At 39.7% G+C, this 23,461-nt stretch carries 10 protein-coding genes; 1 reads left to right on the top strand and 9 read right to left on the bottom strand.

The genetic code is table 11. The features are described 5' to 3' along the window. The first annotated feature begins 82 nt into the window (after positions 1-82). Entirely contained in the window at positions 83-3,523 is a 3,441-nt protein-coding gene (locus tag AAEY68_RS11250; RefSeq protein WP_350585935.1) for a PAS domain-containing hybrid sensor histidine kinase/response regulator, read from the top strand. A gap of 102 nt (positions 3,524-3,625) precedes the next feature. Here AAEY68_RS11250 and AAEY68_RS11245 read toward each other — a convergent pair whose 3' ends face one another. The 9 genes from AAEY68_RS11245 to AAEY68_RS11205 form a co-directional block, all read right to left on the bottom strand. Continuing rightward, positions 3,626-6,331 (bottom strand): DUF2339 domain-containing protein, encoded by a 2,706-nt coding sequence (locus AAEY68_RS11245; RefSeq protein ID WP_024593704.1) that lies wholly within the window; start codon positions 6,329-6,331, stop codon positions 3,626-3,628. 127 nt (positions 6,332-6,458) lie between these two features. Beyond that, the gene (locus tag AAEY68_RS11240) at positions 6,459-7,820 is read right to left on the bottom strand and encodes a hypothetical protein (RefSeq protein WP_024593705.1); all 1,362 of its coding nucleotides are present in this window, start codon (positions 7,818-7,820) and stop codon (positions 6,459-6,461) included. 165 nt (positions 7,821-7,985) lie between these two features. Further along, on the bottom strand, positions 7,986-8,888 hold the full coding sequence (locus AAEY68_RS11235) for a GGDEF domain-containing protein (protein WP_024593706.1): 903 nt from the start codon (positions 8,886-8,888) through the stop codon (positions 7,986-7,988). A gap of 92 nt (positions 8,889-8,980) precedes the next feature. Continuing rightward, entirely contained in the window at positions 8,981-9,565 is a 585-nt protein-coding gene (locus tag AAEY68_RS11230; protein ID WP_024593707.1) for a YqaA family protein, read from the bottom strand. A 300-nt stretch (positions 9,566-9,865) separates the two neighbouring features. Then, positions 9,866-10,444, bottom strand: a complete 579-nt coding sequence (locus AAEY68_RS11225; protein WP_024593708.1) for an OmpA family protein — start codon at positions 10,442-10,444, stop codon at positions 9,866-9,868. Positions 10,445-10,446: 2 nt separating this feature from the next. Further along, positions 10,447-11,748 (bottom strand): TolC family outer membrane protein, encoded by a 1,302-nt coding sequence (locus tag AAEY68_RS11220; protein ID WP_024593709.1) that lies wholly within the window; start codon positions 11,746-11,748, stop codon positions 10,447-10,449. Between the two features lie 12 nt (positions 11,749-11,760). Beyond that, the gene (locus AAEY68_RS11215) at positions 11,761-13,068 is read right to left on the bottom strand and encodes an HlyD family type I secretion periplasmic adaptor subunit (protein WP_024593710.1); all 1,308 of its coding nucleotides are present in this window, start codon (positions 13,066-13,068) and stop codon (positions 11,761-11,763) included. Beyond that, positions 13,068-15,188 carry an ATP-binding cassette domain-containing protein gene (locus AAEY68_RS11210; RefSeq protein ID WP_024593711.1) on the bottom strand — a complete coding sequence of 707 codons (2,121 nt, stop codon included), beginning with the start codon at positions 15,186-15,188 and terminating at the stop codon, positions 13,068-13,070. Before AAEY68_RS11210 ends, AAEY68_RS11215 begins: the two co-directional genes overlap by 1 nt. Further along, on the bottom strand, positions 15,188-23,461 hold an 8,274-nt coding region (locus AAEY68_RS11205), incomplete at its 5' end, for a T1SS-143 repeat domain-containing protein (protein WP_350585934.1). The genes AAEY68_RS11210 and AAEY68_RS11205, both read right to left, overlap by 1 nt.

Raw genomic sequence — 23,461 nt, 5'->3', positions numbered from 1 at the left:
CACACTTAACCTCAGTTCTGGTATTGTGTTAATCCCTCATAGGGTTGAGGGACTATTTAAAATAATAAGGTTTAATAACAACATGACTGCCGTACTCATTATTGTTGCTTTAAGTTATATAGGTGTGCTGTTTTGGCTCGCCAATTGGGGCGATAAAACAACCCCTTTGGCGAAGCGTATTAGCCATCACCCTTTTGTGTATTCACTCTCACTTGGGATTTACTGTACCTCTTGGACTTACTACGGCTCAGTGGGTACAGCCGCCACCAGCAGTTGGAGTTATTTGCCAATATTATTGGGCCCTGCGCTGCTGTTTTTATTCGGCCAAGGGTTTTTACGTAAGCTGGTACTGGTAAGCAAAAAACAAAACATAACCACTATTGCTGACTTTATTTCAGCTCGTTACGGCAAACGCCAAACTACCGCGATTATGGTTACTGTAATCGCCTTACTCGCGACTATTCCCTATATTGCACTGCAATTAAAAGCGCTTAGTACCAGCTTTTTACTTTTGCAAAACAGTAATAAAATATCAGGTGATATGCTCGCGCTTTCTGCCACATTAATTATGGCCTTATTTGCAATATTTTTTGGTACCCGCAAAGTGGACGTAACAGAGTATCGCTCTGGGTTAATGCTTGCTGTCGCGTTTGAATCGATGATTAAACTTATTGCACTTATTGCTGTAGCAGGCCTTGCTGTTTACACCTTATTTAATATGCCAGAGCCTACTTCAAATAAAGTAACCGAGTCGATTTGGGCCCATTGGAGCGACTTTAACTTCTTTAGCTTTAACTTTATTGGCCAGTCTTTAATGGCTGCGGCGGCTATTATATGTTTACCACGCCAGTTTCATGTAACCGTGGTCGACAACCAAAACAAACGCCACTTACTTACCGCTCGCTGGGCTTTTCCGCTGTATTTATTATTAACTGCCGCAATGATTTTACCTATTGCTACTGCGGCTATTCATCCTGAAATTGGCAGCGGCTATTCGCCAGATAGCTTTGTACTTGCCCTACCGTTAATTAACGACAACGCCTTTTTAACCACCTTTGTATTTATAGGTGGTTTATCGGCCGCCACCGCAATGATAGTGGTAGCAACGCTTACATTAAGCACAATGATTTCAAACGATGTGGTATTACCCCTAATGCTACGTCGTAAATTTAAACGCAACTTAATTACTACCAGTTATAAGTCTCGAATTTTACTTGTAAGGCGCTTTGCTATTGCAGGCATATTAATTTTGGCCTATTTCTATCAGCAATGGTTTGGCCATAGCAGCGCACTGGCAAGTATGGGCTTAGTTGCTTTTTCACTTGTTACTCAATTATTACCCGCTATTGTGGGCGGTTTATACTGGCGAAAAGGCCATGCTTATGGGGTTTATGCAGGTTTAGTAGCGGGCTTTATTTGCTGGGTACTATTTTTAATGCTGCCAATACTCGATGCCGGAGCAACGCTTGATAGCGAGCTACAACAAACGCTTATAACACGCGGAACCTTGATAGCTTTGTTTGCCAATATTGGGTGTTATATTAGTTTTTCACTTGGGGCTGAGGAGCGCTTAATTGATAAGATTCAGGCAGCTGCTTTTGTTAACCCTAAAGATCAGGCTATTTTATCAAGGCGCTTAAATAAAGACGTAAAAGCCACTGTTTACGACTTTAAAATACTACTGCAAACCTTTTTAGGTATTCAGCGCAGCCAACAAGTATTGGCGCATTACGCGCTCGCCCATCACTTGAGCGATAACAACGCACACCCAGAGCCTGAATTTATAGCCTACTGCGAACGCGCGTTAACAGGCGTGCTGGGCGCATCTTCCGCACAAGCGTTAATACATACGGTATCGTCGGGTAAGCGTATGGCGTTTGAAGAAGTTGTAAACTTTTTTGACGAAACCACACAAGCGCTGCAATTTAATCAAAATCTGTTATTTACCTCACTCGAAAATTTAAGCCATGGTATTTCGGTTGTCGATAAAGATTTAAAGCTAGTAGCTTGGAATAAACGCTACAGCGAAATGTTCGGCTACCCTGAAGGATTTCTAGAAGTAGGCCAACCCATAGAAGATATTATTAGATACAACGCTAACCGTGGTGAATGTGGCCCTGGCGAAATAGAACGCCAAGTAGAAAAACGTGTGCAGCATTTAAAATACGGTAGCTCGCATCACTTTATTCGCCACCGTCGTAATGGCCAAGTATACGAAATGATTGGTAATCCGCTGCCCGATGGCGGATTTGTTACCAGCTTTTCGGATATTACCAATCACATAAGTACGCAAAATGCGCTTGAAGAAGTAAACATGGATCTTGAAAACCGCATAGAAGCGCGAACTCAAGAAGTGCAAACCATTAATAGAGACTTACAAGCTCAAATAGATAGCCGTGTACAAACCGAGCAAGCACTTACTTTAGCCAAACGAGAAGCAGAGCAAGCCAACGACAGTAAAACGCGCTTTTTAGCACTGGCGAGCCACGACATTTTACAGCCGTTAAACGCAGCACGTTTATACCTTGCTGCCATTGACGAAAAGCAACTCGATAGCACTAACCAAAACAGCTTTGAAAAATTAGGCGACAGTCTCGATTCAACCGTGCACTTAATGTCGGCACTACTTGAAATAGCCAAGCTAGAACAAGGCGCTATGACCCCAACCCCTCGCCACTTTTATATTGAAGATATTTTAGCGCCACTGCAAAGTGAGTACGCTATTTTATCAAGTGATAAAGGCCTTAAGCTTAGTGTGCGTTCTAACCAACAAATTGTGCACAGCGATATAACCTATTTACGCCGAATTATTCAAAACTTGGTCTCTAATGCAGTTAAATACACCGATAATGGCCGTGTATTAATTGCCTGTAGGAACCGAAAGCACAATTTACGAATAGAAGTATGGGATACAGGCCCTGGTATTAGCGAAGTAGAGCAAGCTAAAATATTTAACGACTTTTACCGTGTTGAGTCGGGCGATAACAAAGGCGTAGGCTTAGGCTTAGGTGTTGTAAAACGTATGGCTGACTTATTAAGTTTGCCGCTTGATGTGCATTCTGAGCCTAATAAAGGTAGCCGTTTTAGCATTGAAGTACCTTATGGCGACGAGCAGTTTGTACAACAAAAAAGTACTACAAACAGCCTAATAGAAAACCGTGCAGCAATTAATATTGTTGCCGTAGACGACGACCCTGAAAACCTAGCTGCAATGGCAAGCTTACTTAAAAAATGGCAGGCTAATTACACACTATTTGATAACGTAGATACGGTGCTAAGGCACGCTAAAGAAAACGGCGCACCCGATGTTATTTTAATGGACTACCAATTAGGTAATGACTGCGATGGCATAACGCTTATTAAAACTCTGCGTGAAATATGGCAAAGCCAAGTACCTGCTATTTTAATTACAGCAGTGCGCGACACAGAACTTAAACAAGAAACCAAAGCCGCCAATATTCATTATTTAAGTAAGCCAATTAAACCAGGAAAACTAAAAGCACTGCTTAACCACAGTACTTAATACCAATAACTATTAGCTAACTTTTACCGGCACAAAACAAAAAGCCCAGTATTAATACTGGGCTTTGCTTTAGTTAACTTTCTTAACCTGAGTTCTGTTTACTTAACTAACTCGGCTTCTAAGCTTTTGAAATAACCAGCTTAACCCAACCAACGAAAGCCCTAAACCAATAAACGAAAGCGCTTTAAGTAAGCCCTCCAAGTTAGCCATATCAATTAAAAATACTTTTACAATAACGGCAGCCAATATACCTAAGCCTAATTTTTGTATTAATAGCTGATTTTTAAGATGACCAAAAATAACCGTACCCGCACCTAATACTAACCAAATAACAGAGTAGCTATAAAGTTCTGCATCGCTTACCCCTTTTGATAAATAAATATAAGGTCCTTGCCAGTATTGGCGAATAAAACTGTTTATTGCTAACAAAACAAATGCGCCAGCAATAGCCAATATAAACGGCGTCGCTTTAGCGTTAATAGGCTTTATAAATGTTGAAAGCCAAAGCGTTAATCCACCAGGCACTAACCACAATAACAATAACCAGTTAAATAATGGCAACTCACCAACATAAATAGATTCAAATAATGGATTATTATCTAACAGTGTTTTTAGTGCAAAAAGCCCCGCAAACCCTGCAAGCGCAAAGCCCGCAACTTGGTACAGCTTAGTTAAACTGCCAGCAATGCGTGCTCTGTGTAAATACACACACCCAAGCGCAAGCCAGTTACAGGTAAGTAGCACTTGCTCGTAAAAGCTAAGTGAATCAAATTGCGGATAATGCCCGACTAGCTGATAACTTGTTTCGGTGGTAATAAAAAGTGCTAAACAGTGCAGCGCAGCGCCCTCTAGCCATACCTTCATTTTAGATTCGTTAAAACACTTGGCCGCTACAAAAAATAACGCAGTACATAACGGATACACCACAATACTCCAATGCAAGCCCAATATAGTTAGTGCATCGTAATTGTCTAGCCATGGTGCAGCAGTCAACCGCAGTAATAATACAGCTACTAGCGCTTTTATAGGCCAGTGCGGCATAGGTACATTATGGCGTTTAACCAGTACGCTTATAAGCAACACTTGAACGGCAAGCGCTATAGTTAAACCGCTGTCGTTTAATAGCATAGTTATGGCAAGCGTAATGTTAGCATTAGCACCAACCCAATACGTAAAACGCTGCCAAAGTGTAGTGCCTTGCTGCGCTAATTTAATTAAAGCGGCGCTGACTAAAAACAAAATTACGGCCCAAAATGGGTATGCGGTGCTTAACGCCGAATTTGGAATTATTGCGTATAAAGTACCTATCATTACAAATAAGCTAAATGCAGCGGTAATATGAAAAGCCAAACGTTTAGATTGCTTTTTACCGTAGTAAAGCCCATAAGCCGTAAGCGCAAGCCCTAGTAATATCCCTAAGCCATATTCGTTTTTAAATATAAATAAAGCGTCACCAAATAGCTCAGGGGTAAATTGGGTTTGCTCTGCACTGAGCACTAATACCGTAGCAGTCACTAGCGCTACACCTTGCCATAAATCCCAGCGGCTATTTTTAAGTACTAAAAATAAAATAACAACAATGCTTATTAAGCTAATTACCTGCCATTGCATATCAAAAGAATCAATAGCCATCGCAAATACAAGCGGTGCTATTAAAGCAACAAGTAATAGATGATCAGGAAACACTTTTATTAGGCGCTTTAAACTGTGTGGTCGATGTTCAATAACATCTAATTTTAAGCCCAAACGAGGTATCGCAATTAAGCCTATAACACTTAGTAATGCAAACGCACCCATAAGCCAAATAGTGTCATTTTTAAATAATGAAAAGCCCACTAAATACCAACCAATGTGCCCTGCCCATAGTAAATACCAAAGCCAAATTCGTTGTACTTTACGCGCAACTAACGCAGCCGATAAACTTACAAAACCAACATACATAAATAACGCAAACAAGTTACCGCTGCCTGTATTAACCCATATTGGTACGCTATAAGCACCAATAATACCTAATACCGCTAATAACGGACCAAGTCTAAGTGCCATAGCGCTCGCACTAATTGCAATAACTGCCAGTGCAAAAAATGCCACTGTTGGGCTAAGCATATTGTAATTACTGTATGCTAAAAGCGTTAAAGCAAAACAGGTAATAAACCCACCACTGGCAAGCGCCGCCGGTATGTAGTTATTAAAGCCTTCAAATACAATACGTTTATAATGCAAATAAGCCGCAGCTGCAATTAAGCCCAGCCCAAATAAGCCGCCTAAACTCAGCCTCATTACAGGCGATAGTAATCCAGCTTCTAGGCTGTATTTAGCTAAAAATATGCCCCCAAACGCAAGCGCTATTGCGCCTATCCAGGTCATCCAGTTTTCTTCAAACCCTGCTCGTAGTTTATTAAATAACAACTCAATAGAAGATGGCTTTACCGGTTTAGCTTTTGTTGTATGACCTGATTGGGGTTTAGCACTTGCTGGGTGAACTGTTTGAGTAACGTGTTCAGAATTAGAACTAATAGTTGGTTTAATAGTTTGCTCAGTTAGTAACTCATCACCCTTTTGGATGTTTGATGAATTAACTGATTGCATTGAAACCTGGGAGGTATGCAAATTTGCTGACTGAGCATTGTTTTGCACTGCTGTAGTGTTTTGCCCAGCAGTATTGGGTTGCAAGTTGTACACTTTTGTTTTTAAAAGTACAACCTCATGCTTTAAATTACTTAGTTTTATAAGCGCAATTAAACCGCAAATAGCGCCCGCTAAAACAACCAATATAAATATTATTGCTAAACCAATTAAATCATCCATGGCACACTCTATTGTTATTTTTTACCTGCTTAGTGTACCTATGTTTATCTGTATATGTATATTTTGTTTATAAAAAAGCCTAAGCATTTAACACGCTTAGGCTTTGAGTTACTTAATTTATTTAAATTTAGTCAACGCTGTCGGTAATAGTCCGATTTAACGTCATTTTATAACCAGAACTCGTTGTTTCATCATGCTCTAAAATTAATATGTAGTTACCCTCTTGAGTAAAGTCCATATCGCCTTCTTGAATAAGCACAATTTGCTGACCGTTATCTTCAAATACAGCATAAACAGTGTAAATTTCGTTATCTACAACCTGCTCTTCTTGATCGTATTTATCAAGCCCGTCAACCACGTTAGTTGTATCGTCTACTGTTTCGCCATTAAGTGTAAAGTACACATCAATGTCTGAAACCGACTGCCCAGCATAGCTTTCAATAAGGTTTACAACCGATACAGTATGGCTATAACTACTTGGTGTTAGGTTTTCTTCAACGCTCATCATACGTAAACCATTATCAGCGTCGTTATAAAAAATACCAACCGCACTTTGTTCACGCTCAAGTGTCATTAAAAAGTTATCAGCAAGCTTAGTGCCTGCCTCATCATACATAGCCACACTGTAACTATTAGGCGAAAGCTCAACATAATCTGTGTATGAATCGCTTGTTACCGTATTTGTTGTATTTACAGTTGTACCGCGTGTAGTCGAAAAACTTACAGGCGAGTAATCATCAACCGTATTAATAAAGCGTAACTGCCCTAATGCAGATTGATGCTTAAGCTCAGTTACATAGTTATTGTCGGTTACTACATCGAGTGTAATACCGTCATCTTCTGTTGCGTAGCTTGGGCGAATAATTGCCACATAACTTGCTTCGTCATATAAATAAACAGATGCCGACTCATACACCGCATCGCTACTACCTGCAGGTGTAATATAAATAGTGTAATAACCTTCATCAACACCTTGTAAATCAAGCTCATTTAAATATTGTGCAGAAGCAAATAACGTCGCGCTTTCAAAAACACCGTCGTCGGTAGCCATGTAAATATCGTAGCTGGTGTCTTCACCCGTAATATTAAAAAAGCCTAAATTAAACTCACCTGTATCGCTTGAAATAGGAACACTAAGCTCTGTAAATGTAGGTTCAGCAAAGTCGCCACTCATTACGATTAACTGCGTTTTATCGCCTTTAATCGATATTTCTTGATCGCTAATTGTTATGTAGCTGTCGTTTGCATCTAAGTACTCAAAACTTACATCATAAGTACTTGTGCTGTAATTATGGCGAGTTGTTACATCAGCAAAATCAGCGCCTGAACGCTCAGTTTCTTCAACAAACAAACGTGTGTAAGGGCTGTTATACGAGCCATTATACATTTGAATGTAGCCTGTTGAGCTAGAGCTATCATCAGAGCCACAGCCCGATAAAATAGTAATTAAACTTAGTGGTAATGCAGCTTTTAAAAGGGAGTTGGTCATTAAGGTTATTCCTTATTATTAATATCCCCATTATGACCCAAATGTTCTATTTTAATTTCATGATTTACAAAGCATTACCTGCACTGACACTTCTTTACGAAAACGTTAAAAAGTGTAGTAAATGTGCAAACAATAAGGACGAAGTTTACACTTGGTTAAAATGCGTTACTGAGCTATTTCAAAGCGATCACGCCCGCTATTTTTAGCCTTGTATAATGCCTGATCAGCACGTTTTATCACGCTATCAAAGGGCTCACATTGAGTATTTTTAGCAATGCCAATACTCACAGATACAAAACGTTCATCTTTAATATTAATAGTGCGTGCAACATTCAAAATATCTTCAGAAAACTGAACTATTTCATCAGTGTTACTTGATGGAAAATAACCCGCAAACTCCTCACCGCCAATGCGTGCAAAAATATTCTCATTTTCAAATAAAGCATTAATTTTTTGTGCAAACTCTTTAAGAATTTTATCGCCCATATCATGACCAAAGTCATCATTAATTAATTTAAAATGGTCTATATCAATAATTATAATTGTGTACAGTACCGCAGTCGCATTCTTAACTTCTTTGTAAAAGCAGCGCCTGTTATAAACTTGAGTTAAATCGTCTATTATAAATTCTTGCGCTAAGCGGTTATGCATTTTTTGCATAAACGATATGGTTTTAAATAAGCCATAAGCCGTAATAGTTATTCCTATGGTTCTGCAAAAACTATCTAAATACAGGCTTATCCAATAAGGCAGTATAACTACATCCCCAAGGAGCTGTGCTGTTATACCCATAATCCATAAAATTAAACCTAAGCTTACAAATATATACGCTTTTTTTGCTAATTGTGAGCATTGTACAACCCAAAAAACAGTCACAATAATGACCAAGTTAATAAACTCAGTCGCCAAACCATAAGTATTTTTATGTAAATCTTGAAGCGGATAATTAACTAAACAGTAAATACAAAAAATAACAATATAAGAAAGTAGGCCAAGCATTAACAGCTTGTTTAACCAAGTAATATGCATAAAGCGGCTTAGCTTTAAGCTAAGCGTATCGGGAGTCATCATCTAATCTACAGCCATAATAAGCTAACATTTCAAATTTTTCTGTCCAACATGCAAAAGTGCGGTGCACAGAAAAGCTAAACACATTTATATTAAATAAGGGTACTTATTCCCCATGCGCCTAATATTAAAACTGTTAAGCCAACCATCGCCTTTGTTTTATGCTTACTAATAACACGCTCAGCTTGATTACCCGCGTAATACACCACAATCGCTAACCCAAAATAGCGAATAGAACGCGCAATTGCGCTAGCAAGTAAAAATAACCATATTGAATATTTAGTCGCCCCCGCTGCAAGCATCGCTATTTGAAACGGAATAGGCACAATGCCCAGCGTTATAACAAACCAAAAACCCTGATCTTGCATTTTTTGTTTAACGCTCTCAAATTGCTCAGGGCTCGAAAGTGTATTAATAATCCAATCACCAACTGCATCAAATAAGTAATAACCAAGCGCGTAACCAAACAATGCACCCACTACACAGCCCAAGGTCGCCATTAATGCTATAAGCCATAGCTTTTCACGACGTGCCTGCATTAACGGCACTAGCACCGCTTCAAGCGGAATAGGCACTATTGTGGACTCTAAAAACGACGCCACTGTAATTCCCGTAAGCATGTGTTTAGAATCTATAAACTGACGTGTTTTTTGTTTAAGCTTTTTTTGAATCACCATTAAAACATCCTTTTGTATCATCAAGTAAATGGTTAATTATAGCGGCGGTTAAAAGCTCAATAACAACGTTAAATATTCAATATACAATTACTTATATTAATATTTATTGCAGCTAATGAAGTTTTAACCCGTTGAAATGAGTAATGCTTTAATTTAATTTGTATTGCCCATAAGGCTAAGCATTTCACATATAATGACATAACAAAATTAATGTAAACTTAAAATCCATAATAAATAAGCGCTTATAAAAAAAGCCCTTAAAAAGGGCTTATAAATATAAAATTTTATTTAGTATCGCGTTTAATTTCCTGTGTTATATACATCAAATTGCCTTTCTAGCTCAACAGAGGTTTCACCGCTAACTAAAGCAATAACACGTGTTTTTCTTCCCGCGAGCGACTTTGGAATATTTTTTGAATTAATAAACGTCTGTTCTTTTATCTCAATATTTTTAACGTTATGCGCTAACAAAGCCGTTTTAACACTCTCCACTCGCTTTAAAGCAAGCTTACGATTGTATTGTAATGACCCCTCAGTGCTCGTATCACCAATTAATAAAATAGTGATATTAGGTAAATCCACCACACTTTTTGCAAAGTTAGATATCTTTAGCTTAGCAGCATCTGTTAACGTAGATTTATCGTAACCAAACTCAATTACAATATTTCGAAAGGTTGCAACCTCTTTTTCGCTTGGGCAACCATCATTATTAGTAATCACTTCAATTGGCGTATCTGCGCATTTATCTCTGGCGTTAATAACACCGTCGCGGTCTTGATCAAATAAATCGTTTGATTGAATTTGATGCTCATACTTTTTCACATCACTCGCACAGCCAGATAGCAGTAACGCAGCACTTAAAAACATAATACTTTTCATACTTATCTATCTCCTAATAGCCATGCATCAGGCTTATCAACTCTCAAAGCTTTAACTAATCGCCCAGTAGCGTTTATTAATCTAAAGCTCGCTTCACGCTGATCATAATCCGATTCAATATAATTACGACGAGCAGTAAAAAGCTCAATTTGAGAATCAAGCACGTCTAAAAGTGAACGTCGTCCTAAATCAAACTGACGCTCATAACCTCTTTGGGCAACCTCTGCAAAGCCAACATTTTCTTGATAAAAGCCTTTTTGTTTCGCTAAAAACATATTTGCATTCCATGCAAAATTAGTTGCTTCTTCAACTTGGCGGTGCGTAGTATCTTTAACCGCTACCGCTTCTTGGTAACGCCATTTTGCCGCATCAGTTTGTGCATTAGTACGTCCACCGCTATACAAATCGTAGCTCATAGTAAGCATTACTCGCCCGTTTTCATCGCGACCAGGTGCACCTGTAATATTGTTATTATCAGCCACATCAAATTCTAAGCTTACTTTTGGCCAATAATCACTTTTTTCTCTTTCGATTTGACTATTAGCGGCTTCAATATCAAAAATAGCAGCGGCTATTTCTGGATGTGATTTTTTAGCAATACTAACAGCGTCTTCAAGAGTTGCAGGTAAGTATGTTTCATCCGCTTTTGGAATCATTAAATCTTCAGGATATTGCCCTACTAAATCATAATAATTTGCTTTAATGTCTTGCAAGTTATTTTGCGCAGCTAAATGGCTTGATTGCGACGTAGCAAGTCGAGATTGCACCTGAGCTACATCGGCATCACTTGATAAACCACGTTTACGACGTTGTTCAATATCATTTAATATTTTTCTGTGTATTTCGATATTTTGCTCAGACAAGTGCACCAACTCAACCGATTTAAGTAAATCTAAATATACCTGCACAACTTCAAGGCTAATATTTTCAGCAGCCGATATAAGACCTAATTGATCAGCTTTTGCTTCATTATCTAATCGTGCAACCTCAGATGAGGTTCTGAAACCGTCAAACAACATTTGTGTTATTTTTAAACCAATTTCTCTACGATTTAATTCACTATCAAGTTCTTGGCCTGATTTATAATTAACATTTTCATATCCGTATGCTGCATATAAACGAACTTGTGGTAAATATTCACTAAACGCACTGCGTTTATCACGATATTTAGCTTCAAAGCTCGCATATTTTTGCATTAATCTCGGATTAGTATTTAACGTCTCAGCTACGGATTGTTCAAGCGTTAACGCATGCGATAATCCTGGGGTTAAGGCTAAAACAGAGAGTAGTCCTAATGTACGCATTTAATCTTCCTATTATGGTTCACGCATTGCATTGGCTTTTGCTCTAAGCAAAGGTTTAAGCCAATAATCTAAAACAGTTTTTTTTCCAGTAATCACATCTACCTGTGTTTGCATTCCTGGAATGATAGGTTGCTCTGCTATTTGGCTTATTGTTGTTTTAATATAAGCTTGGTAGTAAGCAGTTCCATCTTCAAGATACTGAGCATCAGCACCTATATAAGTGACCTCACCTTCAAGCCCTCCATATATTACAAAGTCGTAAGCAGTAAATTTAACTTTTGCTTTCATACCCACTCTAATAAAGCCAATATCTTTTGGTTGAATTTTGGTATCAATTAAGAGCAAATCATTCTGAGGAACAATTTCCATCATTACCTCACCGGGGTCTATAACACTGCCAATAGAGCGCGACACAATATTTTTTACAGTTCCGCGCACCGGCGATCTTACTTGTGCTTTAATAAGCCTATCTTCTAGCGACTTGCTACTTTGTTGAATTTTAGCCAGCTCGTTACTTACTTCATCTAATTGATTTTGTGAATCTGCCAAATAATCAAAAACAATTGCTTTACGCTCTTCTTTAACTTGGCTTTTTGCCGCTTTTAATTGCTGTAACAACGCATTCGCTTGGTTTAGTTCGCCTTTCATAGCAATTTCATCACGCTGTAGCTTAACTAATTCCATTTCAGCAACGGCTCCGGCATCTACCGCCCCTTGTGTTAGCAGCACTTCTCTGGCGATAAGTTTTAAGTTTTGTTTAAGTGCCGATATATTTGCACGTTGCTCAACACTTGCTTGCTCTTGCTGCATTAAGTTTTGAGTGCGTTGCTGAAGCTGAGATTCTAACTGAGTAAGTCTTGAGGTATACGTATTGTATGCTTGTTTGTATACATCTACGGTTATATCTTTTCGAGGTATTTCTAAACGATCTATATCGGCACCAAAACTACTTTTATCATTTAAAACAACACTTTTAAGCTCTGCCACCAAACGATTACGCCTTGCTAATAACGACGTAAGTTCTTGGTTTGATTCTGCATAAGCAGCTGCAAAACGAGTCTCATCAATTAATAACAGCGGATCCCCCACCTCAACAAGCTGACCTTCTTTGACTAATACTTCTTTTAAAATGCCACCATCAAGATTTTCTATAGTTTGAACACGCTGTACTGGTATAACAGCACCTTGGCCTACAACAACTTCCTCTAGCTTAGCAAATTTAGCCCATAAAACCACAGTAAAAAGCAATACAAAAACTATAATAACCAATCTCTTAGCTTGTTTAGCAGCTTGTAGCTGCCCCATATATAAATCAGCCATTAGTTAGATGAACTCCCAGTCTCTGTTTTATTCACCCTTGTCACTTTTTTACTTACTAGCTTTACACCACCATGCACTTTATTACTAAATAATGAGCTTGGGGTTTCTATACTTTTTAAGCGACCATGGTCGAGCACAAATATTCTGTCGCATATAGACAGCATATCTTTACGGTGACTCGAAATAACAACCGTTTCAGTGCGCTCTTGAAGGGTTTTAATAAGGAGCTTTTCGTGCCCGTCGTCCATTGCCGACGAAGGCTCATCTAAAATAAGTAATGCGTTATCGTCTTTTAACAAAGCGCGGGCAATACATACAGCTTGACGTTGTCCGCCCGATAAAAGCCGACCAAACTCGCCTACTTGAGTTTCAAGCCCCGATTCTAAACGGTCAATAAATCGGCTTACGCCAGATTTAACTAACGCATTGGTTAAGTTTGTTGGGGTTATACTTTGTGCGCCTAGAGTAATGTTTTCAAGCACTGTGCCATAAAACAAGCTGGGGCTTTGCGCTACCCAGCCACTTTGTTTACGCAGCGCACTTAACGACCAGTGTCTTATATCTATGTCGTCAATTAAAAGCTGACCCGATGTAGCTCTGTACTGCCCAGCAATAATTGCAAGCAAGGTAGACTTACCAGAGCCTGCACGGCCATATAAACCTATTTTTTCGCCCTGCTTAATTTCAAAGTTAATACTGTGCACTGCCTCAAGTTCTTGCTCATGGTATTGAAAGCTCAAATGGCGGGCTGTAATATTGCCATTTACAGGCGCATTAATCGTGTTTTCGCCACTATTTTGTTCTTGCTCAAGCGCCATTATATTTTTAACCGACTCAATGGCTGTTTGTGTTTGTTTATATTTTAAAACAAGCCCAGCTAAAGCCGAAATAGAACTCGATGCACGCCCACTCAGCATAACAATAGCAATTAGTGCCCCCATGCTTATGTCGCCGTTACTAATTAAATAAACACCAAATACAATAAGCGCAATACTGGTAAATTGGCTAAGGCTTCCTACGGTGTGTGTAAGCGTTGTTGCACTGTGGCGTGATTTATTTTGCCAATCAACCATTTGTGCGAGTGTTTGTTCAAGCTTTTGCTGCGCACTTGCTTGACCGTTCATTTGTTTAAGCTCTACTAACTGGTTTAGGTTTTCGATTAAATACGCTTGGCGCTGGGTCGATAACTTAGATGCCTGCTCAACACTTTCACTCAGTCTTGCTTGTAATACTGCGCTTGTAATAACAACCAAAGTAAGTACTACAATCGGTATTAAAACAATTAAGCCACCTAACCAAAAAATAAGTGCTAAAAACAGCAATGTAAAAGGCAAATCGATTACCGATACAAGGGTTGCTGAGGTTATAAACTCTCGCACGCTATCAAAGTCTTGCACTTGTTTTGCATAAGCACCAGCAGATGCAGGTCGCTGCTCTAATCGCATACCCAGCACTTTTGCGTATAACATGCTGCTAATACGTAAATCTATTTGCCTGCCAGCCGCATCGGTTAAATTTCCACGTGCTTGCTTTAATAACCAGTCAAACACAATAGCTATTGTTGCACCGGTTGCCAGTACCCATAACGTATCAAGTGCAGCATTAGGCACAACACGGTCGTATACGTTCATGGTAAACAACGGCACCACTAAAGCTAATAAATTAACGGTTAGCGAGGCGAGTAACAATGAGTTATAAAATGGTTTTACTTGATCCCATGCCGGCTTTAACCAACTAGGAATACGGGTATGAAGTTTTTCTGAGCGCTCATCTGTTACATTATCGTGCGACAAGTACCAAATAAGCTCTTTATCAATATCACTTAATTGTTTAGGTTTTGCTTCATCAAGTGAGCTAAAGGTACTTTTACCATCGTTTTCAAAAAACCAAAAGTAGCCTTCTTTATCAAGCACCAAAGCAGGGTAAGCATAATGCTTTGGCGTAGTTTGCTGCTGCGCACTCACATTAATATTACTTAATGCTTGCTCTAAATGATGAGCCGAAAACTCATTACTTGGTAAACCAAGTAACAAGTTGTCGCTTTGATGGCGCAAATGCAGGGCATCGGCAATATGCTTGCCCAATGCCAGTATTTGTTCTCGGTTTAGGATTAGCTTCATTAGTTTTGATCGCCACTGGTCATACTTGCAATTGTCTCATCATGTGCTGTATTACCACTACCAGACATATCACCATAATCAGGCGCGCTGTCGCCGCTCGCACTTGCGGTACGCGCTGAGCTAGTTGTAGCCGACTCAGAAATAGTCACGTTGATTTCCTCAGGCGAAGCTGCTTGAGTTTCACCGTTAAGTGTTGAAAATGCAGTTAACGTTAAGTCAAAACTATCGCCAGCATCCGCATTTACAATCTCAAGTGACTCAATATCATTGATATTAACAGTCCATGTACCACCTACCTTTTCACCAAAGTTAAAGTTATAACCGTCAGGTAAGCCAGTAATTTCAATAAAGCCGGTTTCATCTGCTGCTGGGTTTTGTAAATCAACATCAAGGTTAAGTGCAATATTATTAGTTGAATTACTTGTAACATCCTCAGCGGCTGTCCATAACGGCGCATCTGCTTGTGGTTCTAACTCTACAATAAAGTCTGACGTTTCAGGTGTGCCCGTTACAGTAACGGTTTCACCATTAATAACTGCGCTATCCATAGTCGCTACCTCAACGCTCATATTAAATGTGCCAAACGCAAGGCCACCAGCGTTAAAGTCAAAGTTTTCTATACCACTGCCTTCTTCGCTTGTTACGGTAGCAATATAGTTATTACCCTCTTTTGCAAAGTTAACTTTAGTACCATCGGCAAGTTCTATATAGCCATTTTCTAACCCAGCTAATGCAGATTCATCAGAATCGCCATTAATAATAACTTTAAGTTGCACTTGCTCAGTACCATCAGCCTCAGTGCTAAAGGCAGCAAGATCAATAGTTACGTTGCTATCTTCGTCACCTGAATAGTTATCTTCTGGTTTTTGACTAAAATCAAGTCTGTCGGCTACAGGGTTAACACTCACAATAAAGTTTTGTGATTGCTGTAATAACTCGCCCTGTGTACCATCTTGGCTAATCGCATTTAAGCTTAGTGTTATGTCTCCACTAAAATCCAGAGGAGGTAGTAATACAATGTTATCGGCATTTCCTTCAAGTAAGCTTCGTGGAATAGTCCAGCTCGTTGTGCCATTTTCTGAACCGTCATCACCATTATTAATTATTTGTAGCTCTTCACCTGTTACCGCATCAATTAGGGTGGCACCTTTTGGTACTCCGCTAATTGTAAAATAGGTAGTTTCGGAGTCATCTCGCGAAGTAGCCGCTAATCCCGTAAGTATAATTTCGCTGTCTTCATTGCCAGTAACGCTATTAGCAGTAAGCGTTACACCGTCTGTTACAGGTGTTACGTTTACTGTAATTGTTTGGTTAATAGTAGAGCTAGCTTTTACTTCACCTGTCGAAAGCGTGGCTCTATCTACTATTGTTGCACTAATATTAATATCAAAGTCGCCTTTGGCATTTTCAGGTGGGTTAATCCCAACACCGGCTAAATCAGCGTCAAATGTACTGCCATCACCTTTATATAAATAACTGCCGTCAGTTTGTAACTCAAAATTACCCGAAGGGTCATATAATGTACCTCCATCTGGTAACTCAATTGTTATTGCCTGAGTAAAGTCAATTTCTTCAATACCGCCATCTTGCGAACTTGTACTTTCGTCTGTTGAGGTAAACGTAATACCAAGTGATGTATTTGTATTGTCTTCACTAATTGCCTGCGTTGCAGCTGTTAGGGTGCCACCATCAACAACAGGGTTAATATCCACACGTAGTGATTGGTTTTCATCTATTTCGCGGTCGCCACTCGGGTCTACGGCAACTATTTTTACTGGAATCTCTAATAAGCCAGAGTAGTCACTATCGTTACTGTTAATAACCATTGTACTTAGCGAGCTTTCAGGAATTATGTACTCTATACCCGTGTCTGTTTCTACTGCTATTATACCATCGCCCTCAATAGTGAAGCCTTCTGGCAAGCTGCTCTGCTCAACATAAATAGTGATTACATCGTTATAGTTGTCATCAGCATCTTGAGATAAATCTTCCCCTAAATTAAAGTCACTTGCCTCAAAAGTAACGCTACCGCCTTCATCAGCCGTAACATTTTCTATTTGTAACTTATTAACTGGCGATGCAGTAGTCGTTTCACCTTCGCCATCAATATTAAACCGTACTTTAAAGTTACCACTAACAAGAGCGCTGTCGTCACCGTCTTTAACGCGTGCATTAACTGTCACATCAACGTCAGAACCAGTAGATGAGTTAGCTTCAATAATTACGTTATTAAGTAAATCGTTTATGGCGTCACTTGTACCAGCGTCACTTGTACCAGCGTCTATAGGAATAACCCAGCGGCCAGTCCCATCTGGCGAAGCTATATTTTTACCATCTTGCATGTAAATAACTTTTAATGAGGAGTTTTCTGGCAAGATAATTTCGATGTATGTTATATGCTCAGAGCCATCAATATCTTCTTCAATGAATGATGCAACGCCAGTTAAATTAATTTGACGCTCATTACCACTTCCTTCATTAGTAATGGTTTCATTTGTGGTTTCGATACGAGTAACAGCGCCGTCAGCCTCAATGCTTGAGGCTACATCTACTTTGCCATTAACGGTTACCGCAATATTTGCATTTATATCACTTGATACAGCAGCAGAAGTATCTTGTACCGTGTAAGTTATACCAACGCTAAGCTCGCCTGAGTAATCTTCATCAGGTTTGAGCGTAACACTATCTGTATTTAAGTAGTCAGTAACATCTAGCCCACTACCAACAGCTGTTTCAATGCCGTTTATATAAAGCGTTGTACCATCTGGAATACTATTAATAATCGCTTTTGTAATACTTTCAGAGCCATCAATATCTGAGAGTTCAGGATTTAATTTAAGTGAGATTTGGCTGTCTTCATTGCCAACAACATTTGTATTTAAGTTGGTGGAGTCAATAACCGGCGTAAATGTAACACTTGCCTTAATTTCAGTATCTTTAGTATTAAATTCACCGGTATCGGGCTCAGTAGTCACCACTGTAATATTAAAGTCAACGTTACCGCTAAAATCAGCACTTGGTTTTAATGCATAATTACCAGCCTCGCTGGCTAACAAGCTGTACTTAGGGTTGCCATTAGCGCCAATACCTACAACAGGTAAATTAGCAGGCTCTCCCGTTGTTGCATTTACAAGCGTTACACCATCGGGTAATTCTGAAATTACTAAACTAACGGTTTCTGAGCCATCGGTGTCTTCACTTTCGAATAAAAAGTCGAGCGTGAGTAATTCATCTTCTACACCGGTGGTATTTGTTAAAGTAAGCCCTGTGTCGTCGTATGCCCAGTCATTATTGCTTTTTAATACAGGTGAATCTGCAACACCCACTACTTTAAAGGTAAATTCTTTTACCCCAGTTTCTGCACTACTAACAACATTACCATCTACAACTTCTTCACTAATTGCATTTACCTTAAGTGCAATTTCTTCTTGCGCTAAATGCTCAGGTAACTTAAGCGTATAATTTGCTAAGTCAGTGTCAAAAATAGTGTAAACACCATCAACTGGCGCTACTTCATCTCCATTACCATCTAATAATTTAACGACTTGATCATTACCATTAGCATCTGTAAAAGTTGGTATTTCTATTTCGTACTTGAGGCGCTCAGAGCCATCTGTATCAACGAGCTGTCCGTTTATTAGGTCACTCAGTTGAGGGTTTGAATCTTCGTTAATTGTATCAACGCGCACAGCTAGTTTTGGCGCGTCGGCTACTGGATCAATCGTTACTGTAACCGTTTGTTTATCAGCCGTTGCTGTGCTGTTATTGTCTTTTTCTGTACTTGTTGCTTGAATATCAAACGTATATTCGCCAGTTGCATGCAATTTATTGCTAACCGTTAAGTTATTAAGTTCACTTTGTGTGAGTATTGAACCTTCGGTTATTGTTCTGCCGCCAATTTTAAGTACTAAGTTATCGTCTAAACCTGAAATAACATAAGTCAATTTCTCAGAGCCATCTGTATCAGTTAATGCTGCACTAATAGTGAGGTTTTCAGGTGAGTCTTCATCTAGGGTGTATTCGTAAGTATTACCAGCATTCCACTCTGGGGCATCCGCTACTGATTCAACTGATATGGTAGTCGAATCGTTTAATTCTCGCGGTGTTCCACCATTTTTAATGGTTATTGTGGTTTCAACTTTAAATTCAACCGTATTAGAAAAATCGGAGCTGTTTTCTGCCGATTGAAAAGTTAAATTAGCAACTGTCACTGTTTCATCAGCGTTAGTAGTTAATGCTGCGCCTGTAAATACGTAATAGCCATCCACAATTGTAACATCGGCACTGTCTGTAGCTAAGTTACCATTAAGGTAAAGCTCTCCGCCTTGTAAAGACGCCACCTCAATTTTTATTTCACTTACTGTCTCGTCTTGGTCAGTAATATCACCTCTGTCAATGGTAATGGTTACTTCACTACGTGCATTGTTAGCATTACCGCTACCGTCAATGGCATCTTCGTTAATGTCCGTTGCAGTAACGGTTAACTCACCTTTGTAATCACTTATTGTTAAATCAATACTTCCTGTTGCGGCATCACCATCGTTGTCGATAACGGTATAGCTAATTGAGTCTGTAAAATCCTCGTCAGCGCTTTGAGCAAACTCGTCAGTTGTAATCACTACTTTACCGCTTTCGTATACTCTTAATGTGCCAGACGTATCACCGTTACTCTCACCTTTAAAGGCAACTTCTTTATAGTTACCGGTTGAATCAGAGCCTGAGTCAAACGCAGTGTACGTTGTACCACCATAAATAAATGAAGCTAATTTAGCACCATCTGCACCTGGGTTATTGGTGTTACCAACAAAGTTACTGCTAGTAATATCAAGCAGTTCGAGTGTTTTACCGCCGCCCTCAACAAGGTTAACAGCGACAGGTGTGGTATCTACTGTTGGTGTATCATCAGTTACTTTAATAGTCACTGCTGCGTTATTAGTATCGCCATCAGCATCAACAGCAGTTACATCAAAGCTGATATCTTGCGTATTTGTTCCGTCAGCATCAGGGTGTTCTATTGCTACAGATTGCTTATAAGTGTAAGAACCATCTGGATTAAATTTAATACGGAATACTTCTTCACCATTGGCTTTAGCTATATACCAGTCATTACCATTTTTATCACCAAGGGTAATTGCATTATTTCCATCCGCAGTAACGTAACCTTCGTTGTTAAAGGTTGTTATAAAGTCATCTGCAAGCTTAATTTCTACAACTTCATCAGAGCCTTGAGTAACTGTAATTTGCCCCGTAGTTGTAATTGAGTCATTACCTCTAAGGCTAGCCTCATCAACACTTGCAGCTGAGTCAGCTATTGCAGGGTCGGTACCGTCGTTTAATGTCACCGTGACGTTACTTGTAACCTGTGAGCCATCGGTATCTTTTGTATATACTGGGATCACGATTTGAGGAGCATCGGTGGTAACACCTGTGTGATCTATTGCACCTGTTATTTCAAATGAAATTGAGTAGGTTTCAGATGTTTGTGCTGCTACATTTACATCTGGTAGCGTAATTTTAAAGACTTCTGTTGAAGTGCCTTCTAAAATACCTTGCGCCGTACCGTCACTGCCTATCAACCAAACTATGTTAGTGGTTACTTTATTACCATCTTTATCAAGCGTGGTTTGCGTTAACTGATTGCCGCCACTATCTAAAACTGCAGTTCCATTTGTTATACCAACTTGCATGTCCACTACGTCATCTAAGCCAGCGGTTACTTTAAAGGTGTTATCGGTATCGGTATTTGCTTGGTTGTCACCGTCTTCGTTGCTATCTGCAACGCTGTTAGGTGTTTCAGAAACAGTTAAATCAATATTATTTTGAGTATGCTCAGCGCCACCATCTTTAACGGTAATATTTAACGTTGCTGTATCGCTATCACCATCAGTGTCTTGTACGTCTACTTGCAATGGAACAGCTGTTCCGCCTGTATCGTTATCAAATGGGCGATATAATGTAAAGTCGTAAGTTAAGTTTTGGCTTGCTGTACCATCAATTACAGGTAACGTTGCAATAAATATTGTCTCTGTGCCGTCACCTGTGTTGGCGGTTATTGTAAGTCCGTCGTCACTTAAGGTGTATACAAGTGCTACGCCACCTGCGGTTAGCTTTGGTTGCGAGTCGGTAGAAAAAGTAAGTGATTTTAACGAATCACTGCCTAACGTTGTACTCACGGTACCTTGTTGAGTCACTGAAACATTGTTAGATGGATCTAAGCCACTTTCGTCAATATTGATTGGTGTTGCTGTAGTATCTGCAACTTCTGGCGTGCCGCCATCATTAATACGAATGATTACGTTACCAGCACCACCGATTGCGGTGCCATCACTATCTTCACCATTGAGCGAAAGTGCAAAGTTAACACGATTCCCACTAGGGTTATCAATCGGTAAACTCATTACTGTTTGCACGGTGGTATCTAAATCTTTGCCATTTGCATCTTGGGTTGCGCTTACGCTAAAGCGGATAACTTCGCTGCTATTAGTAGAGCCCGTAATTGTTTTACCGTCAGCACTTAAAGCAAAGGTAATAGCTTCACCAGCACTTGTTAAATTAAGTGCGTTTAAGTTTGTGATAGTGTCATCAAAGGTGATTGAATCGGCGACTAATGCATCAGAGCCCGCCACAACAGCAAAGGATTTGTTATTTGTTGTAGTAACGCCATAATCGCTTTCAGTATAAGTAGCTGTTTGATTTATAAAACTTGCTGCGCTGCCATCTTGTACAGTAAATGTGGCTTTGCTTGTAGAGCTGCCTACACCGTCGCGGTCTGCTATTGTGTATTCAATAGTAAACTCTGGTTCTGGGTCAGAATCTTGGTTCTCAACAGCATTAAAGCTCCATGTGCCATCGCTGTTAACCGTTAATGTGCCTTCATCGGTTACTATTGTGGCTGGTTTACTTGTTGTTACATCATAGTCAGTGCCATTAAATGTTACGCTTGTAACGGTTGGCGCACCCTCTACTACACTATCGTTAGTAACTAAGCTACCTGTTGATACTCTACCCGCATCGGTATCGGCTTCTGTTACTGTAAAGCTGTCGTCACTACTTTGTGGGGCTGAATCGGTAATAGTAACGGCTGTTGGTACAACTACTAACTCAGTTGTGCCATCGGCATCTGTTTGTAGTGCGTCTACAAAAATATCAGTAAGTAAACTTTCACTTTCGTGATCAATTGGTGCATGTAGCGTGGTAGTAAGCTCACCACCCGCAAGCGCAACACTTAACACTAGGTTACCTTGTGAGTCTTTAACCTGTAGTGATAAGCCATCAGTTGCTAATGTAACAGTTACTGCATCACCATTTACTTTTAAACCCTCAAGACCTGATTGATTTTCACTTAATGTAAGGTCAGCGTTATCTATTTCTATTGAGCTAGTCGCTGAACTTGTTCCGCCATTACCTGTATTGCTTTCATTAAGTGTTTGGCTATCAAGCGCATCAAGTATTGGCGTGCTGTCTTGCGCAGTATTACCTGCAGAGTCTGTAACAGCCGCAACAATAGTCCACTGCTGTGAATCATCGAGCGCAGACACGTCAATACCATTAACACTCCAAGCGCCATCTGTAACAGTGGCAGTTACTACTTCACTGTTGGTACCATCAAAAATAGTAAGCGTTACGGTAGAGGTATCCTCAGCATCAGTTGTACCGTTTATCGTGGTTACTTCACCCGCTTTAAATGCCTTACTGTTAATACCGTTGTCACCAGTATCAATATCAATATTAATGGTGGCGTCTTTGGTGAAGGTGGTTGAGCTTGTGGCTAAATTGCCCTCAACGTCTAATGCGCTAACACTTGCTGTAATTTCACCATCGGCAAGCCCTGTTATGTCTGCTGCATCAACTCGCCATTGCCCATCTGCGTCAATAGCGACGTTTTCAACTGTAACTTCCTTACCGTTCACATCAGTAAATATTACGGTGGCGGTTTGATTTTCATCGGCTTCATCAATTACACCGCTTACGACTACATTGTTTTGCTCTGCAGTATTAATAACGGCGTCATCACCTGTTGCAACATCAATGCTGGTTACGGCTGTTTTATCGTGAATGGCGGTGTCTGTATCGGTTGCTGTATTACCTGCTACATCACTGACTGTGGCTGTGGCGGTTAACGTGCCATCGTTAAGCCCTGATACGTCTGCACCTGTTATTGTGTAAGCATTATTGGTAACGGTGGCTTCAAAACTACGCTCGTTACCGGCTGCATCTTTTACTACAACCGTTACTTTTTGGTCGTCTTCAACACCGGTTGTGGTACCTGTAAT

This window comes from Pseudoalteromonas sp. RB2-MNA-CIBAN-0110 (assembly GCF_040309305.1).
Taxonomy (GTDB): domain Bacteria; phylum Pseudomonadota; class Gammaproteobacteria; order Enterobacterales; family Alteromonadaceae; genus Pseudoalteromonas; species Pseudoalteromonas arctica.
This window is presented reverse-complemented; position numbering and strand designations above follow the sequence as displayed.

Bases quoted from the DNA above. Each gene is read 5' to 3' on its own strand.
- AAEY68_RS11250 (WP_350585935.1), top strand. From the start codon at position 83: ATGACTGCCGTACTCATTATTGTTGCTTTAAGTTATATAGGTGTGCTG.
- AAEY68_RS11245 (WP_024593704.1), bottom strand. From the start codon at position 6,331: ATGGATGATTTAATTGGTTTAGCAATAATATTTATATTGGTTGTTTTA.
- AAEY68_RS11240 (WP_024593705.1), bottom strand. From the start codon at position 7,820: ATGACCAACTCCCTTTTAAAAGCTGCATTACCACTAAGTTTAATTACT.
- AAEY68_RS11235 (WP_024593706.1), bottom strand. From the start codon at position 8,888: ATGACTCCCGATACGCTTAGCTTAAAGCTAAGCCGCTTTATGCATATT.
- AAEY68_RS11230 (WP_024593707.1), bottom strand. From the start codon at position 9,565: ATGGTGATTCAAAAAAAGCTTAAACAAAAAACACGTCAGTTTATAGAT.
- AAEY68_RS11225 (WP_024593708.1), bottom strand. From the start codon at position 10,444: ATGAAAAGTATTATGTTTTTAAGTGCTGCGTTACTGCTATCTGGCTGT.
- AAEY68_RS11220 (WP_024593709.1), bottom strand. From the start codon at position 11,748: ATGCGTACATTAGGACTACTCTCTGTTTTAGCCTTAACCCCAGGATTA.
- AAEY68_RS11215 (WP_024593710.1), bottom strand. From the start codon at position 13,068: ATGGCTGATTTATATATGGGGCAGCTACAAGCTGCTAAACAAGCTAAG.
- AAEY68_RS11210 (WP_024593711.1), bottom strand. From the start codon at position 15,188: ATGAAGCTAATCCTAAACCGAGAACAAATACTGGCATTGGGCAAGCAT.